15 protein-coding genes and 1 tRNA gene are annotated in these 16,818 nt (G+C 57.8%); 7 read left to right on the forward strand and 9 right to left on the reverse strand.

Translation table 11 applies throughout. The features are described from left to right. The first annotated feature begins 776 nt into the window (after nucleotides 1-776). Together petE and NW849_RS10910 are read left to right on the forward strand one after the other, a co-directional pair. Nucleotides 777-1,187: a plastocyanin gene (gene petE, locus NW849_RS10905; protein WP_414328834.1), complete on the forward strand. Its 411-nt coding sequence runs from the start codon at nucleotides 777-779 to the stop codon at nucleotides 1,185-1,187. Between the two features lie 184 nt (nucleotides 1,188-1,371). Beyond that, entirely contained in the window at nucleotides 1,372-1,602 is a 231-nt protein-coding gene (locus tag NW849_RS10910; protein WP_011433402.1) for a hypothetical protein, read from the forward strand. 36 nt (nucleotides 1,603-1,638) lie between these two features. Here NW849_RS10910 and NW849_RS10915 read toward each other — a convergent pair whose 3' ends face one another. Beyond that, entirely contained in the window at nucleotides 1,639-1,851 is a 213-nt protein-coding gene (locus NW849_RS10915; protein WP_414344087.1) for a DUF2997 domain-containing protein, read from the reverse strand. Nucleotides 1,852-1,939: 88 nt separating this feature from the next. Here NW849_RS10915 and NW849_RS10920 point away from each other — a divergent pair, with 88 nt between their 5' ends. Next, nucleotides 1,940-2,989, forward strand: a complete 1,050-nt coding sequence (locus NW849_RS10920; RefSeq protein WP_414357660.1) for a potassium channel family protein — start codon at nucleotides 1,940-1,942, stop codon at nucleotides 2,987-2,989. Nucleotides 2,990-3,018: 29 nt separating this feature from the next. Here the strand turns inward: NW849_RS10920 and NW849_RS10925 are convergent, their stop codons facing one another. From NW849_RS10925 to NW849_RS10935, 3 genes are all read right to left on the reverse strand, one after another. Then, nucleotides 3,019-3,687 (reverse strand): PHP domain-containing protein, encoded by a 669-nt coding sequence (locus tag NW849_RS10925; RefSeq protein WP_414357661.1) that lies wholly within the window; start codon nucleotides 3,685-3,687, stop codon nucleotides 3,019-3,021. Nucleotides 3,688-3,798: 111 nt separating this feature from the next. After that, nucleotides 3,799-4,959 carry a pyridoxal-phosphate-dependent aminotransferase family protein gene (locus NW849_RS10930; protein ID WP_414357662.1) on the reverse strand — a complete coding sequence of 387 codons (1,161 nt, stop codon included), beginning with the start codon at nucleotides 4,957-4,959 and terminating at the stop codon, nucleotides 3,799-3,801. Between the two features lie 34 nt (nucleotides 4,960-4,993). Then, nucleotides 4,994-5,065 (reverse strand) — tRNA-Cys (locus NW849_RS10935). Nucleotides 5,066-5,222: 157 nt separating this feature from the next. On the opposite strand from NW849_RS10935, the gene NW849_RS10940 reads away from it, so the two are divergent. Continuing rightward, nucleotides 5,223-6,188, forward strand: coding sequence for an ABC transporter permease (locus tag NW849_RS10940; protein ID WP_414357663.1), 966 nt, complete (start codon nucleotides 5,223-5,225; stop codon nucleotides 6,186-6,188). Nucleotides 6,189-6,474: 286 nt separating this feature from the next. Here NW849_RS10940 and NW849_RS10945 read toward each other — a convergent pair whose 3' ends face one another. From NW849_RS10945 to NW849_RS10960, 4 genes are all read right to left on the reverse strand, one after another. Then, complete coding sequence (locus tag NW849_RS10945) at nucleotides 6,475-7,653, reverse strand: CO2 hydration protein (protein ID WP_414357664.1); 1,179 nt, start codon at nucleotides 7,651-7,653, stop codon at nucleotides 6,475-6,477. 36 nt (nucleotides 7,654-7,689) lie between these two features. Beyond that, complete coding sequence (locus tag NW849_RS10950) at nucleotides 7,690-9,198, reverse strand: NADH-quinone oxidoreductase subunit M (protein ID WP_414357665.1); 1,509 nt, start codon at nucleotides 9,196-9,198, stop codon at nucleotides 7,690-7,692. A gap of 12 nt (nucleotides 9,199-9,210) precedes the next feature. Further along, a complete protein-coding gene (locus NW849_RS10955) occupies nucleotides 9,211-11,064 on the reverse strand; it encodes an NAD(P)H-quinone oxidoreductase subunit F (RefSeq protein ID WP_414357666.1) in 1,854 nt (617 codons plus the stop codon). Between the two features lie 82 nt (nucleotides 11,065-11,146). Then, nucleotides 11,147-12,397: a lipid-A-disaccharide synthase-related protein gene (locus NW849_RS10960; protein WP_414357667.1), complete on the reverse strand. Its 1,251-nt coding sequence runs from the start codon at nucleotides 12,395-12,397 to the stop codon at nucleotides 11,147-11,149. Between the two features lie 68 nt (nucleotides 12,398-12,465). Here NW849_RS10960 and NW849_RS10965 point away from each other — a divergent pair, with 68 nt between their 5' ends. The 3 genes from NW849_RS10965 to NW849_RS10975 all read left to right on the forward strand — a co-directional run bounded on the left by NW849_RS10965 (nucleotide 12,466) and on the right by NW849_RS10975 (nucleotide 15,700). Next, nucleotides 12,466-12,801: a hypothetical protein gene (locus tag NW849_RS10965; protein ID WP_011433411.1), complete on the forward strand. Its 336-nt coding sequence runs from the start codon at nucleotides 12,466-12,468 to the stop codon at nucleotides 12,799-12,801. A gap of 109 nt (nucleotides 12,802-12,910) precedes the next feature. Continuing rightward, nucleotides 12,911-13,957, forward strand: coding sequence for a thiamine phosphate synthase (locus NW849_RS10970; protein ID WP_414357668.1), 1,047 nt, complete (start codon nucleotides 12,911-12,913; stop codon nucleotides 13,955-13,957). A 219-nt stretch (nucleotides 13,958-14,176) separates the two neighbouring features. Beyond that, a complete protein-coding gene (locus tag NW849_RS10975) occupies nucleotides 14,177-15,700 on the forward strand; it encodes an AAA family ATPase (RefSeq protein WP_414357670.1) in 1,524 nt (507 codons plus the stop codon). Between the two features lie 103 nt (nucleotides 15,701-15,803). Here NW849_RS10975 and NW849_RS10980 read toward each other — a convergent pair whose 3' ends face one another. After that, nucleotides 15,804-16,655: a DnaJ domain-containing protein gene (locus NW849_RS10980; protein WP_414357669.1), complete on the reverse strand. Its 852-nt coding sequence runs from the start codon at nucleotides 16,653-16,655 to the stop codon at nucleotides 15,804-15,806. Nucleotides 16,656-16,818 lie beyond the last annotated feature (163 nt).

Consider the following 16,818-nt stretch of genomic DNA (forward strand, 5'->3'; position numbering starts at 1 on the left):
TGAGGTGTAGTGCACTTCAACCCTGAGAGGAGCGCCCAGGTTCAAGGCAGTGCCAATACACCGGGCCAAGATTTGAATGTTAAGCCGCTGATCCGTCGATTCTAAACTTGTTGCAAGCCGACTCTTGCTTGGACCAACTACGGGTGAACGCTGTACGCTCATCTTAACAGACTCCCTATTTTGGTGAGGGCTGAACAACCAACTGACTTTCAGGTGATGTTATTGAGGAATCTCAAAGGAATACCGACCAGCAGCATCCAAGAACCTGCTCTTTGAGATTAGGATGATTTGCCCTTCTTGTGCATCGACAACCCTACGGATTTGTTAGGCAAGACACTCTTGGACTTTAAGGGATCCCACGGAAAAAGAATCTCTACTTTGCGAAACTTTGCGAAGCACTTTTGGGTAGAGATGAGGACGACCCAGAAAACTGGCTCTCGGTCACCTGCGTACGCTCACCAACCGCCAAAACATCCTGCCCCAACTGGCCGGGGATCCAGCCGCATCGGATTGCCTGGCAACAGGGTTGCCGTAGGTTTCTGGAAGAGCTGTGCTGTTTGGCGGGTTCGGTCTGCCGCGGCTCCCTGTAAAGGATGGATGTTGCCGCCCCGCAGTTGGGCATTGCTCTATTCTGGGATGAGCCCTCTTATAATGAGCATTGGGAATTCAACTGTCCCTGCTGCCCATCCGCCTGGCTGGGTGCTCTTCGCAACCTGGAAAGGGGCAACCGAGCCGCAAAGTCTGGGATAACTGCTGTTGCGTTTTGAGAGGAATCCATGTCTCTAGTTTTCAACCTGGTGAAGCGTTTGCAGCTCATCCTGCTCAGCCTTGTGGTTGGGGGGTTGGCTGTGGCGCTCTTGTCCAACCCTGCTGCTGCCGAGACCTACATTGTCAAAATGGGATCTGACAAGGCCCAGTTGGTCTACGATCCGCCTTCTCTCACCATCAACCAAGGGGATACCGTCCAATGGGTGAACAACAAGGTCTACCCCCACAATGTTGTCTTCGACAAGGTGCCCGGTGGAGATGCGGCTCTGGCCGCCAAGCTCTCCCACAAGGCACTGCTCACTGCTCCTAAGCAGGTGGTGGAGTCGGCTTTTGTTGATGTTCCTCCAGGTGAGTACACCTACTACTGCACGCCCCACCGTGGGGCCGGAATGGTCGGCAAGATCATCGTGAACGGCTAAATCCACACCCCAAGTGCTGAACTTCTAGGGATCCCACTTTTGGTTTTGCCTTGCTGGACAGGGATCCCTGCTCTTAGCATGAAAGGTAGCCCTCTCAGGAGTGGGAGGGCTTTTTAGCGAATGAATACGCATCTAACCGGCTTGTCTTCGAGCCGCACAAGTTTAGTCCACAAACGGGTTCTCTATGACCACCAGCGTTAAAGGTTACCTGCTCTTGGCCGTTTCCTGCCTCAGCGCCATTGCTGCTGTTGGCTCAATTTTCGAGTTGGCTTCTGGCGAGCCGGATTTTGGCGTCGGCCCCACCAGCATCATCTTGGTTGTCGCTGCTCCATTGGCTGTTTGGCTGTTTCAGGCTGCGGTTGGAGCGGCACGGGCCGGCAATACGGCCGGAAAGGGGAGCAAAAAGAAAAAGTGAGAAGATGGTGAGAACCCTAGGCAAATGGATATGGAGTCAGCGGGTTTGCTTCAAAGAGACTTCTGACTCCCTCTCGATTTCAGTCAGTTGGTGAAACTCCGGCAAGAGCTCCCGTTTCTGCACGGCTCCGAGCGCCGATTCCAAGCCGGCGGTAGCTAGGGTACAACTGGAGCCAGAACCATTCAGTACGGTCTCGGTGACCTGTCCGTTTTTGTCGATCCGATATTCCACTTTGATGTATTCAGGCATCCGCACTCCACTTGTTACCGAACAACAACGGGTTCTTCCCCATTCTAGTTCTTGCTTCCTTTTCCTGGGCTAGATCTGGCTGGGCTCTATGGCTTCTGCTCGTCCCCCCTTCCAGGCTGCCAAAAGGGATCCCGGAATCCGGCGAGACCTCGGCTTGGGCGTGGGGGCATTGGTGTGTGTGGTGCTGATCGGCACCCTCTGGTACCACGGGGTGGAGCAGTGGCCTTGGGTGGAAGCTTTTTACATGACCGTTATCACCCTAACCACCGTGGGCTTCATGGAGGTGGGGCCGCTGGGGGAGCGGGGGCGTTTATTTACGGTGGCCTTGATCCTGATGGGGGTCTTGGGCATCGGCTTCATGGTGAATCGCTTTACAGAGGCCCTCATCCAGGGACATTTTCAGGAAGGGATCCGGCAACGGAAATGGAAGAAACAGATGGAAGCGCTGAACAACCACTACATCATTTGCGGTTTCGGGCGCATTGGCCGGCAGGTGGCCCAAGAGTTTCGAGCAGAAGGGGTGCCATTTTTGGTGATCGATCAGTCTGCTGAGGCGATTCAGGTGGCTCAAGAGCTGGGATATGTGGCTCTCCAGGGGGATAGTACTCTAGATGCCACTTTGCTGGAAGCGCGGGTGCAACAGGCGGAGGGGCTGATTGCCGCCCTGTCTTCCGATGCCGAGAACCTCTACGTGGTCTTGTCGGCCCGCACCTTGAACCCCCGCATTCGCACCATTGCCCGCGCCAATACGGAAGAGGCTTTGCAAAAACTGCAGCGGGCGGGCGTTGCCCATGCCATTTCTCCCTACATCACGGGCGGAAAACGCATGGCGGCGGCTGCCTTACGCCCCCGGGTTGTGGACTTTGTGGATGGCATCCTTGTCGGTCGGGATCGCACTTTTTACCTAGAGGAGTACGAGCTGGCAGCCCAAGAATGTCCTTATGTCGGGCAAACCCTACGGAAAGCCGATTTGCGCAACCGATCCGGAGCTTTGGTGGTGGCGATTCGACGGGCGGATGGCCAGTTGATCGGTGGCCCCAGCGGAGAAACCCTGTTGCAGCCGGGGGATTTGCTGCTGTGTATGGGCACTGCAGAGCAGTTGCGCCGGCTTGGACAGTTGCTCTATCCACGCCCGTAGCAGCCCGTTCTCCACCTGGGTAGCCTGGCTCAAATCCGCCTCAGAATACTGGGGCCATGAGAGTCGGTGCCACAGGTTTTCAAAAGTCCGTAGGCCTCGGCCAACTCTTCCGCTTTCTCCGTCACTTCTGGGCTAGGGATCCAAATCTCCGGGTTTTTGTAGGCGTAGTAGACCTCAAGGCCATCTATTCCCAACTCCGCTGCGGCTGGGACAATTTCCTCTGCAGGCAGGCAATAGCGAAAGGGATGGGCCAACACCGCCAAGCCTCCTGCCGCTTGAATGGCCTGGATCGCGTCGGCGGCGGGCAAGCCGGGAACCTGCTCCCCTTGGGCAAAGGGATCCAGGACGCTATCGGTGGGATCGAAGCCGTAGCCCAGAATATGCACTTCACAGCCCAACAGGTTTGCGGTGATCTCGATCCCCGGCCACAGGATGGGGTCGTCGGGACGATCCAAGTGGGTGCGTGCTCGTTCGTAGCCCTTCAGGGTGTGGTGATCGGTGATGGCCAGTCCCTTCAGACCGTGCCGGCGTGCTTGCTCCGCCAGATCCACCGGATCCATCTGCCCATCCGAACAGCGGGTATGCAGGTGAAAGTTGTACTGCAAGGGACAAGAATGGGGGCCAACCCTCTGCAGCACCTGCCGCAACTCCACAGCGGAAGCCACCACGCAGGGATCCCGTTCCAAGCTGACAGCCATAGCCACCCTTGGGTTCTGAAGTTTTATTAAGCATGTCCCCCCATTGTAGCCAGGGGTAGGGGTCAGTGCCATGTGTCAAAGGCCGCTGAGCTGAGGGTTCAGAAGGGATCCCTAGCCGTGGGCCAGTACTTCCTCAGCAGCACGAGTTCCTGCCCCTGGAGTGAAGTCGCTGTAGCCCGCCGTGTGTAAAGCCGACTCCAGAGCAGCCAAGGTCATCAGCACATCGCGGTCGCTGATAAAGCCCAAATGGCCGATGCGGAAGATCTTGCCCTTGAGGTGATCTTGTCCGGCAGCAGTGGCCAGATCAAATTGCTTCTTCAAGATGCTGCGAAGGGTATCGGCATTGATCCCTTCGGGAGCCAGCACGGCTGTCACGGCGGGGCTAGCCGCAGATTCTGGATCAACCAAGAGCTTAAGGCCCAGAGCCTTAACACCGGCGCGGGTGGCTTGGGATAACCTGGCATGACGCCGGTAAATGGCCTCCAAACCCTCTGCCCGCATCATCTGTAACGTCGTTCGCAGGGCATAAAACAGGTTCACCGCCGGGGTAAAGGGAGTGGTGCCCTGGTGCAGAGCCTTTTGCGCCAGCTTAAAGCTCCAGTAGTACTTGGGAAAGGTCGAACGTTGTGAAGCGGCCATGGCCCGTTGGCTCACGGCTACAAATCCCAAGCCCGGTGGGATCATGTAGCCTTTCTGGGATCCCGAGGCCACCACATCCAAGCCCCATTCGTCCATCAGCACCGGCATTGCCCCCACGCTGGTGACCCCATCCACCAGGACGAGGGCTTCCCCATGCTCGCGAGCAGCAGCAGCAATGGCTTGCACATCGTTGGCTACGCCGCTGGAAGTTTCCGAGTGGGTGAGGATAACAGCTTTGATGGTTTTTTCCCGGTCGGCAGCCAGCTTTTCTTGGAAGATCTCGACGGGGTAAGGGATCCCCCAGGGAGTTTCCACCCGCTCACACCGAAGGCCAAATTGCTCGGACATTTCCGCCCAGCGCTCCCCAAACTTGCCGTTCACCCCCACCAAAACCCGATCCCCAGGGCTGAGGGTGTTGAGGATCCCGGCTTCCATAGCGCCGGTGCCACTGGCGGAAAAGACAAACACATCTGAGGTGGTTTGGTGCAGCCAGCGCAACCCATCGGTGACCTCTTCCAAAATGGCGGTGAACTCTTTGCTGCGGTGCTCGATGGGCCCCCGTGCCATCGCCAGCAGAGCACTCTCGGGAACGGGAGTGGGGCCGGGGATCATCAATATCATCTTGTCTTTCATGCTTGCCCTGCTTGGGATGCAAGTGAGGTTTGAAAGGTGGCGGCCAGATTCGAACTGGCGCATAGAGGTTTTGCAGACCTCTGCCTTACCACTTGGCTACGCCACCCCACAACTCAACCAGAAAACACTCGCCTAGAGAGAATATTCTAGCCGAAAACCGGATCCCACTTCCAAGCCTTAACGTGGTGTTCTGTGATTCTGCTTGGGCCGTGAGAATGGTTTTGGATAGAAGGTGACTGGGTTAACGCAATTCCCAATTGGCCATGCAACCGGCTGTACCTGCTTCGTTCAACCTCTGGAAGGGCCTGCTTGTTTGGAGAGACGAGATCTTCTACCTCTGGGGTCTGCTGGCTTTGGGGATCCTGCGAGGAACGGTACCAGAAGCAACGCCAAGCTGGTTTTTGCCGGCAGTTTTGCTGGCCGCCTGGATTGGGGGAACAGGCTGCTGGGGCTTGGGCCGACGCGGGCGGGGATGGGGGCCCCCCTTGCTGATTTTGCTGTTGGGACTACTGCTTACGGAGACATTGCTGGTGGGCTATCGGGTGCCGCCGGGATTAATGCCTACCCCAACGCGGGTGTTGCAGGCCGCCTGGATGGCGCGAGCTGCCCTGATGCGAGATGCAGTGCAAACTTTTGTGCGACAGGCGCTGGTGGGGTTTGGCTTGGGGGTGGGATCCGGCCTGTTGCTGGGGGCGCTCTTGGCCCGTTTTCCCAAGATCGAACAGGGGGTTTTGCCCTATTTGGCAGCCCTCTCCAGTATTCCCATTCCGGCTTTGGCCCCGGTCATGGTGGGGGCATTTGGCATCGACTGGCCCTCGAAAGCAGCAGTGGTGGCGGTGGTGGTGCTGTTTCCGGTGGTGCTCAACACGGTGCGAGGGTTGCGTTCGGTGGATCCCAGCCAATTGGATTTGATGCGCTCTTACGGGGCCGGTGCCGGGCAAGTGTTTTGGCAGGTGCGGATCCCTCAATCTTTGCCCTACATTTTTAATGCCCTCAAGCTGGCGCTCACCTTGGCGATGATTGGATCCATTGTGGGGGAATTCTTTGCCGCTCCGGGGCTTGGTCTGGGCTTCCGCATCCGGATCGAGGCGGCTCGCTTCAATTTCGACATCGTCTGGGCGGCCATCATTTATGCCACCGTTATCAGCGCCCTAGCTTATCAGTTGATTGTAATGGTCGAAAAGCGGCTGACTTTTTGGCACAGTTCCTTTCGCTCTGGGGGCCGTTAGCCCTTAGATTTCCTACATATTTAGCAAAAGGAACAGAATCAAAATATGGAAAGACCACCCTGAAGACTTTCGGCAGTTGGCTCCGACCGGGTTGTTATGCGGTGGCTTTACTCACCACATTGCTATTTGCAAGCGCTCTACTTCTTGAAAACGAGCGTCGCGTGTTACCAAAAACAGAGCATGTTACAGTGCAAGGGCTGCAATCCAGACACCATTCTCAGATAACGGACGCCCCTCGAGCCTTAACTTGTCTTTGACATCACCGTATTGCCGCGCAGTTTCAGCATCACATACCAAAAACTTCCTGCATGCTTAACAGCCGGGATCCCGCCAATCGCTGCAACCAAGGGGTGAGAAACTCTCGGTTGGCCATTTGCTGCTGGGGATCCTGAGTTTCCAGAGGGAAGGGGGCAAGAGCCCGCAGGGCGGCAGTGGTAACACAGAACATGGCCTTTTGGAAGCTAAGGCAGATTTTCACCCGCAGGTCATCATCCCCGCGAGGCTGGCGGCGGTAGTGCTCTCGCAAGTAGGGGGGCAGGTGGCGCATCATATCCTGCATCAACAGGGTAGGCGGGATCCCGGCGCTCCCCACCGGCAGTGGGTCGGCATACAGGGCCCCATAGGCAAAATCCGCCTGCTCTTGCGGAATCTGACCGGCCTGGGCGTTGTAGGAAACCGTGCCCATAAAGGGAAAGGAGCGGAAAAACACCGCTTCCACATAGGGGATAGCCGTATCTGATAGGAAAGTCAGACCCGCCGAGAGAGGGATGATCTCGTAGCGGCGGCCCCAGATGCAGGGAGTGTAGGTGATAGGCTTGTCGGCAGCTGCCACCAACCCCTGCTGGATGTGAGCCACCACGTCGGGAATGGTGAGGTGGGGTTCTGTCTCAGAGCGCTTGGCCAGCGCCAGGAAAATATCGCTCATCACCCGCCAAAACTGGCCCAAGCCGCTGTACATAGCCAGCATGCGCACCTGTTCTAGAGCAAAGTCGGGAAACAAGATCCCCAAGCCCTGCAAGAAGGGATTGAAGCGGATTTTGGCCCGGATGGCTCTCTTGGCCCGCTCGACAAATTCAGGGGTATCCAGGTAGCGGTCTAGCCCCCCTCCCCCATGCCAGAGCATAGCCTTCATGCAGTATTCGGCAAACTCGTAGTTGATGCGGTCATGCCACAGGTAGCGCAGCCATTTGCCCAGGGTAATCTCGCCGTTGAAATACTTGAACGCCGGAAAAAGCTCCAAAAATTGGTGGTCGGCAATAAAGATCAAATTGCGCGAATAGGCGTCCAGCACCTCGCCGTAGCTATGCAGGATGCCAATGACCTCTAGGCGATTGGCAGGGGCATCCGGCACAAGGGCTCCCCCTGCCTCTAGGCGCTGGACAATAGGAGCCAGTTGCAGTTGCTCCAGAGGAGATAAGCCGGCCAGAAAGAAGCAGGAAGGAGCAGGAGCAAGAGTGGCAGTCATGGGAGCAAAAGAAACTCCGTCGATCTCATCAAATCATCAAAAGGAAGACAACCCAAACTGAAAGGCAGTGACCAGTCCTGCAACACCAGCTAGGTTAGCCTTGGCCAAGGCCAAGGTGGTGGACTCCACCCAGCGGGTTGCCCAGCTAGGCTGCAGGCCCAGTAACACCACCAGCGTTGCCAAAACAACAGCAGGCAGGCGCTCTTCAGTGGCGTGGCGTTGCATGGCTATGGCCACTTGCGAGAGGCGCCCAAAAAAGACACGGTTCACCATCAGCAGAAAATAGGCCGCCGTCAATCCCGTCCCCACCATGCACAGGAGCGTTTGCAGGGGAAAGACGGCAAAGCTGCCCCGAAAGAGGGTGAACTCAGCTATAAAGCCCACCATGCCCGGTGTGCCGCCACTGGCCATCACCCCTAGCACCATCAAGCTGCCAATAAGCGGTAAGCCCCGCTCCGGGTTGAGCAATCCCCGCAGCAGCTTGAGATCCCGTGTGCCGGTGTTGGCATAGACGGCTCCCACCAGAAGAAACAGCAGCGAGGAGATGAGGCCATGGCTGACCATCTGAAAGATGGATCCCACTAGGGAGAGGGGAGTGGCTGCTGCTACAGCCAAGAGGATGTAGCCCATGTGGGCAATGGAGCTGTAGGCCACCAGCTTTTTCATATCCTGCTGCACCAAGGCGTTCAGGGATCCATAGAGCACGTTAACCACCGCCCAACCGGCCAGCCAAGGCCCGGCTTGATCCCAGGCATCCGGCAAGAGCTGCAGGCCAAAGCGCACCAGGCCGTAGGTGCCCAACTTCAAAAGCAAACCCGCCAGCAACACGGAAATGGGGGTGGAAGCCTCCACATGGGCATCCGGCAACCAGGTGTGGAAGGGCACCAAGGGGATCTTGATGGCCAGGCCCAGCAGAATGGGAATGAGCAAAAGGATCTGCGACAGCCGAGGTAAAGGGTGGGCCTGCAGGACGGTGTAGGTAAAGCTGTGGGCATCGCTCAGCCAACTGAGGCCGAAAAAGCCAATCAAGAGGAGGATCCCCGACAGAGCGGTGTAAACCAAAAACTTGGTGGCGGCATAGGTGCGGCGCGGCCCTCCCCAGATGGCGATGAGCAAATACAGGGGGATCAGCTCCACTTCATAGAACAGGAAAAACAGCAGCAAATTCTGAGCCAAAAAAGCTCCGGCCACCGCTGCCGCCAGCATGAGCACCAAGCTGTAGTAGAGGCGGGGCCGCTCCACCTGGCCGCTGGCCCAAATAGCCATCAACACCAGTAGCCCGGTCATCACCACCAAAGGCAGAGAGATCCCATCCACTCCCACCTCATAAACCAAGCCCAACTGGGGGATCCAGGCCATCCTTTCCGCCAATTGCAGGGATCCAAGGTGGGGGTCAAAGATCAGCAACAGCCCCGCGCTCAGGCCAAACAAAACCCACCCAAACCCCAAGGCCAAAGCCCGGTGCAAGCCCTTCCCCGCCTGCTCGGGAATCAACCCAATCCAGATGCTCCCCAACAACGGGATCCCAATCAAAAGGCTCAACATGGCTCTCTCCCATCAATAGGCCAACCCCAAATGGGACGAACGCAGTAGCCAAGCTGTAACCAACACCATCCCGATGACAATCACCAGCACATAGAGTTGCATCCGCCCCGACAGGGTGTACTTGAGGGCTTCGCCGCTGAAGAAAAAGGCCAGGCTCACCCCGTTCACCAAGCCGTCCACTCCGTTGCGATCCAGCCACTCCAATCCTCGGGAGAGGGCGCTGACCGGTTGCACCACCAGGGCTTGGTAGAGGTGCCCCGTGTAAAAGTCGTGGGCCAGCAGATCCTGCAACTCCGGCCAGGGCAGATATACCCTCCGTTGGTCCCCCCAGTACAGCCAGCCGCCAATGGCTGCCCCCACCAGCCCAGCAGCCGTCAGCAGAGCCGCCATCCACCTCAGCTGCGGGTTCCAGTCGGGATAGAGCCCCCAGCGCCCCAACAGCCAGGGCATGAGCAAGGTTTGCACCGTCAGGATGCCCATGGGCAGAGCCATCAGCCAGCCCACCTCAGGGGCCCGGCGGGTTTTGGGTTGAGGGGATCCCAAAAAGACCAGGCCAAACACCCGCGCCAGGTTGAGAGCCGTCAGCCCATTCACCAGCAGCAGCACCCCCACCAGGGCCGGCTGCACCCCGCTGTAGACCAGCGCCAGGCGGGTCAGCGTCCAAAAGCACCCTAGGGGCAGCAGAGCCACCATCCCCAGGGATCCCACGGCAAAAGCGGCCACCGTGGCCGGCATACGGCTGCGCAACCCTCCCAATTCCGTCAGGTTTTGGGTAGCGGTGGTGTAGATGAGGGATCCCGCTCCCATAAACAGCAACGCCTTAGCCAGGCCGTGCATCAGCAGCAACTCCAGGGCCAGCTCCGGCTGCTGCATTCCCACTGCCACAAACACCAACCCCAAGTAGGCACTCGTGGAGTAGGAGAAGGTGCGTTTGATATCGATTTGCGCCAAGGCCACCAGGGATCCGCCCAGGGCTGTGATCGTGCCGATGGCCACCAAGACCCCATTCGTAATCGGCGACAGGGCCAGTAGCGGTTGCAGCTTAATCAGCACAAAAGCCCCGCAGGCCACCACCGCCGAATTGCGCAGGATCGAGGCCGGGTTAGGCCCTTCCATCGCCTCGTCCAGCCACAGGTGCAGCGGAAATTGAGCGCATTTGCCCAAGGGCCCCGCCATCAAGGCCAAGCCCATCCAAGCTGCCCAGGTGGGATCCAAGCTGGCCGTAGCCGCCCAGTCCCGCAGGTCGGAAAACGTCAAGGCCCCGGAAAAGTTGGAAACCGCCACCACCCCCATCAGCAGCAGCAGATCCCCTACCCGCTTGGTTAAAAACGCATCCCGCGCCGCCGTCACCACCAGAGGCTGGGCGTACCAAAAGCCCACCAGCAAATAGGTGGAAAGGGTGAGCATCTCCAGCAGGGCATAGCTGAAAAACAGCGAGTCGCTGAGGGCGATCCCTGTCATTCCCCCCTCGAAAAAGCCCATTAGAGCGGCAAAGCGACCCAGGCCCCAGTCCTTATCCAAATACCCCAGCGCATAGATCTGGGCCAGCAGGCTCAAACCGCTGATCCAGACGACGGCCCCCATTGTCAGAGGCGAGATCTCCAAAGACAGGGTCAAATCCAGATCGGCCACCCGAAACCAGAGGTAGTTCAAGATCTGGGGATCCCGACCCCAAACCTGCCGCAACAGCCAAAGGCCATGGGCAAAGGCGGCAAAAGTCAGAAGGATGTTGAGGTAAGCTGCCGGGCGCGGGCCACTGCCCTTGACCCACCCCGTTGCCCAGGGAATGGCCAAAGCTGTTCCCGCCCACCCATAGCAAGGGATCCACCAACTGCTCTCCAACCCCAAAAGAAGGTTCAAGGCCATCAAATACTTAAAAACGGAAAACTAAACTTAACAGCAATAAGTCGGGCCTGTTAACGACCTGCTCCCCATTTCACAATATATTTCACAATGTGTCTGGCTCGAACGGTTCCAAAACCGGGCCGGATGGCTTGAGCCAATCTCGAAGTTGAGCGGCAATGCGCCGGGCGGCCCCTGGGGATCCCATGCGGCGGCGTCCATGGGCCCGCAACTCAGCCGCGTAGTTGGGATCGGCGGCCAGGCGTTCCAGAATCCGGCCAACCACGGCGGGAGCCTGCTCCACTGAGGTCAGGTGGACGGCGGATCCCAAAAGACGAGTCTGTGCTTCGGCAAAGCGCGGGGTAAACTGGGGCCCTTCTCCCGGCAGGGTTACCACCGGTTTTCCCAAGCCTACACATTGCTCGGTAGCCGTTCCCGCCATGGCCAGCACCACTGTTGCTCGTTGGGCACAGGCCCCGAAGTCCCCCCAAACCAGAAGCACATCGCTGCGCTGAGATGGGATCCAAGCCTGAAGCGGGTCTCGCTCCAGGTTGGGGCTGAGGGCAGCATAGACTTGCAGCTCCTTTGGGAGCCGCTCCACCACCTGCATCATCAGAGCCCAGTTGCGATAGGCTTCCGGCGGACGGGATCCGGGCAAGAGCAGCAAGGCCGGTCGGTGGGGATCCAAAGGCAATGTCCCGCGTGGCTCTAGGCCATCCATCATCGGGTTGCCCAGGTAAAAGGCCCTTAGGCCCCGTTTTTGCAAAGCTGTAGCCGTCAGCTCATCCCGCAAAAAAGAACCCAGGCAGCGTCGGTGGGCCATCAGCCAGCGCTCCCAGGGCAGGTAATCGGAAATCGGCTGCCCAAAAGGGATCCAGGGGCGTCGGTAGGGCCCCCGTTCATCTCGCCAGTAATAGTCCGACTTGGCCGTGCCCACAAAGACGTAGGGGATCCCGCTCCACCATGCCATCAGCAAGGGCACAATATCCCCCACGGCCAGCACCAGGTTCCTCTGGGCTGCTGCCCGCCGAACCAACGCCAATTGCCGCCCCGTCAGCCCCAGCAAACCGGCCCGCAAATCCCGCCACAACTGCCGCCAATCCTGATAAATAAACCCCCCCGACGGCATCACCTGGGCAATGGGCAGCAGGGGGATCCCTTGGCGTTGGTAGGCTGTCCCTTCTCCCACAATCGGCAAGGCTTGCACCGGGATCCCCAGTTGGACTAGGGCAACAGCAAGGCGACTGCCCACCTCATCTTCCCCGTGTCCATTGCTCAGACACAGCACCTGCGGTGGATTCGTTGGATTCCATTGGGTTTCCACAGCTTGCCGTAGGCGCAATCTGGGCTGAATCAAGAGGGATCCCCCAGCTCACCAGAAATCTCCTCATAGAATAGAGCCAATCCAAGAGGGGAACCCGGGAGATGATCCGAAATGAGCGACAACGAGCCGAGCTTATTGCAGCGGTAGAAGCCCTTCAGCTGGAAGGCCCCTACTTTATAGAAGAGCGCCTCGCCCGCCATCGCGGCCCTTTCTTGCGGGCAGTGAAAGATGTGCCTGTAGGGGGAACTTGGTGGGAGATCCGCTACTTTCCCGCCTGCGAGCGCTATGCTTGGGCCTACTTGCCGGAAGGGGCCGGCCCACGGGCCTTCGCCTGGGGACACACGCCGCAGCAAGCCTTTCTTAACGCCTTATGGCATCACCCTCTTTCTCCTCAGGGCCAAGGACAGCCTCAGGGAAACCATTCCGATTTACAGTGAATTGACTACTCTCCACCCCACTGACTTGCTTCCGGCTAAGGGTAGGACGGGGCTTTAGGCGCATTTTTTTGGTAAAAATTAAGCAACTCTCTTCCCACGTATAGGGAACATGAAACCCCAGGCCGTCGCCCGTATTCTGGATGCCAACCTCGATCGAGCTCGTGAAGGACTACGGGTCTTGGAAGAATGGTTTCGTTTCGGCCTGGAAGAGGGAGAGCTCTCTGCCGAATGCAAGGCCATGCGCCAAGCCCTAGCCCGCTGGCACAGCGATCCCCTGCGTTTGGCCCGCGATACCCCCGCCGATCCAGGCACCCAGATCTCCCACCCCCAAGAGGAGCAACGGCGGGATCTCCGCCACCTCTTGCAAGCCAATTGCAGCCGTGTGCAAGAAGCCCTGCGGGTGTTGGAAGAATACGGCAAGTTGGCCGAATCCCACCACTGGGTGGCCCCTGGCCTGGCCAAGCTGGCCAAAGACATGCGCTATCGGCTCTACGTCTTGGAAAGTGAACTGCTGGGCGGATCCCTGCGGCAGCGTCTCCTGGCAGCCCATCTTTATTTGGTGACCAGCCCTGTGCCCCACTGGCTAGAGGTGGTGGAAAAATCCCTGCGGGGCGGGGTGACCCTGGTGCAATATCGCCGCAAAAACCTCCCCGACGGCGAGATGCTGCGGGATCTCAAGCAGTTGCGGCAACTGTGCAACCGCTACCAGGCGCTGATGATCGTCAACGACCGCGTGGATTTGGCTCTGCTCAGCCAGGCAGATGGGGTACACCTGGGCCAGACGGATCTGCCGGTGGCTGAAGCCCGACAACTGCTGGGATCCCAGCGGCTCATTGGCCTGTCCACCACCAACGCCGAAGAGCTGGCCCAAGCCCTGAACAGCGACGTGGACTACATTGGCGTCGGCCCCGTTTACCCCACCCCCACCAAAGCGGAGAAACCCCCTGCCGGCCTGGAGTACGTGCGCCTGGCTGCCGAGAAAGCCCACCTGCCCTGGTTTGCCATCGGCGGCATCGATCCCCACAACCTGCCCGAGGTGCGTCGAGCTGGGGCCACCCGTGTAGCTGTGGTGCGGGCTTTGATGGAAGCTGCCGATCCCACCCAGACAGCCCGCACCATGCTGGCCGAACTGCAAGGGATCCCTGCCCTATCCTAAAGATCAACCGTGAAGCTCAACCGTGAGCATTTTGCTGCTTATTGGCTGTTCCAATCCAAATGGTTTCTGAACAAGTGAGAGGAAGATGAAGTAAGGATGTTCTAAACTCCAGAGGCGATGACAGAAGCCGCAAGAAAAACAAATCCAGACAGCAGGGATCCTGCCCTGGTCGAGATCCCGGCGGAGCTGCAAGCAGGGCTGGTGACAGAGCTGGATTTGATGATCCGGGCCCGCTACCCCCTGGTTTACTTGGTCTCTCCAGAAGAAGAGCCTGCCGATGCCGTGCTAACCCAAGTAGCCAGACGGACAGACCCACCGCGGCAATTGTTGTTCTGGGACTTGGTGCGGGGCTGGCAAGATACAGGCGAGGATCGGGGCTCCATCATGGCGGCACTGGGGCGGGTGTGGCGCTCTGCCCCCAACGAGGACACCCTGTTTGTGCTGCGGGATCTGCACTTTGTGTTGCGCAACGCCAGCAGCGACAAAAACGCTCCCATCATCCGGGAGCTGAAAAACCTCAGCCGCGAGCTCAAGCGCACCCGCAAGATGCTGATCCTGCTCAGCCACACCCTGGAAGTGCCCAGCGACCTGGCAGAGGAGGTCACCGTCGTCGATATTCCCCTGCCCAATAGCGAAGAGATCAGCCGCCTCATCCAGCTCTACGTGGCCCCAGATAAACTCAAGCTTACCCCTCTAGCCCGCGAGCAACTGGTCAAAGCTTGTCAAGGGCTGAGCCGAGAACGTATTCGCCGCGTTTTGGCCCGCGCTTTGGCCGCCAAGCAGGAGGTCAATGAAGCCGATATCGACCTGGTGCTAGAGGAAAAAAAGCAGGCCATCCGCCAAACCGGCATCCTGGAGTTTTTCACCGCCCGCGAGACCCTCAAAAGCGTGGGGGGCCTAGATAATCTCAAGGCCTGGGTGCGAGTGCGGCAAGAAGCCTTTACCGAAGAGGCGCGGCGCTATGGCCTGCCCAACCCCAAAGGCGTGCTGCTGGTCGGGATCCAGGGCACCGGCAAATCCCTCTCCGCCAAGACCATCGCCAATGAGTGGCGGCTGCCCCTGCTGAGATTGGATGCCGGGCGGCTGTTTGCCGGCATCGTCGGCGAGTCGGAAAGCCGGGTGCGGCAGATGATCCAACTGGCAGAGGCGATGGCCCCCTGCGTGCTTTGGATCGACGAAATCGACAAAGCCTTTGGCAACATCACCAGCAGCGCCGATGGAGATTCTGGTACCAGCCGCCGGGTGTTTGGCAGCCTGATTACCTGGATGCAGGAGAAGACCAGCCCCGTTTTCATTGTGGCCACTGCCAACAACGTGCCGCTGCTGCCGCCAGAGCTGTTGCGCAAGGGCCGCTTTGACGAGATTTTCTTCTTGAACCTGCCCACCCACGCTGAGCGCAAAGAGATCTTCCGGGTGCATTTGCAGCGGTTGCGCCCCAGCCGCCTGCGGGAGTTCGACCTGGAAGCCTTGGCAGCCACAGCTCAGGACTTCAGCGGGGCCGAGATCGAGCAAGCCATCGTAGATGCCATGTACAACGCCTTTGGGGGCAGTGGCAGCGGCGCCCGGCGGGACTTTACCCAAGAGGATATCCTGCAGGCCATCCGCGAAACCGTGCCCTTGGCCTCGATTGCCCGCGACCAAATCGAGAGTCTTAAGTGCTGGGCTGCTCAAGCGGGCGCGAGAACGGCCTCTCAAGATGCCCAGGTGCTGCAGGAGATGAAGCAGTGTTTTGCCTCTTCTTGAGATTCAGAATGGGTGAAATCCACCTCCCAGCCCAAATAAGGCGGCTAGTATGCCAATACCCACAGCAACTCCAGCCGCTATCTTCAAGTTTTCTTCTAGGCTTTTAGCATCTGCCTTTTCCTTCATTGCAGTTAGCAAAAATAGCTGATCCTCCCCACTCAGCCCACTTAGGGGATATAGATTCGATAGGGACAGCTTTAAAATGATCGATCCTACTTCTACAGTGAAGCTCAAGCTGGGAAAGCTTCGAGTTCCTATCTTTCTCTATCTGGGCTATTACTGATTTTGCCTCTTCCTGTAGCTTCTTAGCGCTCTCAACTTGCGACTTGCTATATCCTTTATCAAAAATGGCCATAAAAAGACTAATAACTGAGATTAGAAAGAGCACAAGCCCGATTGAGCTACTTAAGGCACCAATGAACAAGCTCAGGACTAAAAGCGAGAGGGCACCCAGTATAGTGTCACTTTTGGTGGCAAAGGTATGATCAATTTTAGCTTCCTCTTGTTTTATTCCGATAGAGATCAAGTTTCTCCTTAACTCAGACTTAACTTGCTCTACTCTTTGGTTATAGTTGGCCTCGATGTTTTTCTTACGACGTTCTATCTCTTCTGCAGCTTCCTTTATCTTGTCGAAGTCAAAGGGCCAAGGTTTGCCATCTTGTGTGCTGTAACCGCGTTCTGCTTTTAAGTCTTGGTCATACCCGCTCCCTTTTGTGGGCGAAGTCTGGGAAAGCCTTTGGGAGTCATAGGCTTTTCGCTTCACAGGATCACTCAGGACCGAGTATGCTTCCTGAATAGACTTAAACTTTTCCTCAATGTACTGCCGCCCCTTAACAGGTGTATCTGGGTGAAGTTTATCGGGATGGTATTCTTTGGCAAGCCGCCTGTAGCTCTCTTTAATTTCTTCTAGAGTTGCATTGGGCTGTAATTCCAGCTCGCGGTAAAGGTCTTTCATGGGAGGATCCGGCGCAGGGGGCCTTGTGCCAGCTACTTTGATGCGGGGATCCTATTCCCTGAGGGGAAGCCTTGCAAAGTGCTACTCAATACCTAGACTCTTTTTTAAGCCTATTTTAGGGATCGGACAGCTCCAGCCAAGCAGCCCTTGGCTCCTCCCTCAG

It is taken from the genome of Synechococcus sp. R55.3, assembly GCF_047461975.1.
Lineage (GTDB): Bacteria > Cyanobacteriota > Cyanobacteriia > Thermostichales > Thermostichaceae > Thermostichus.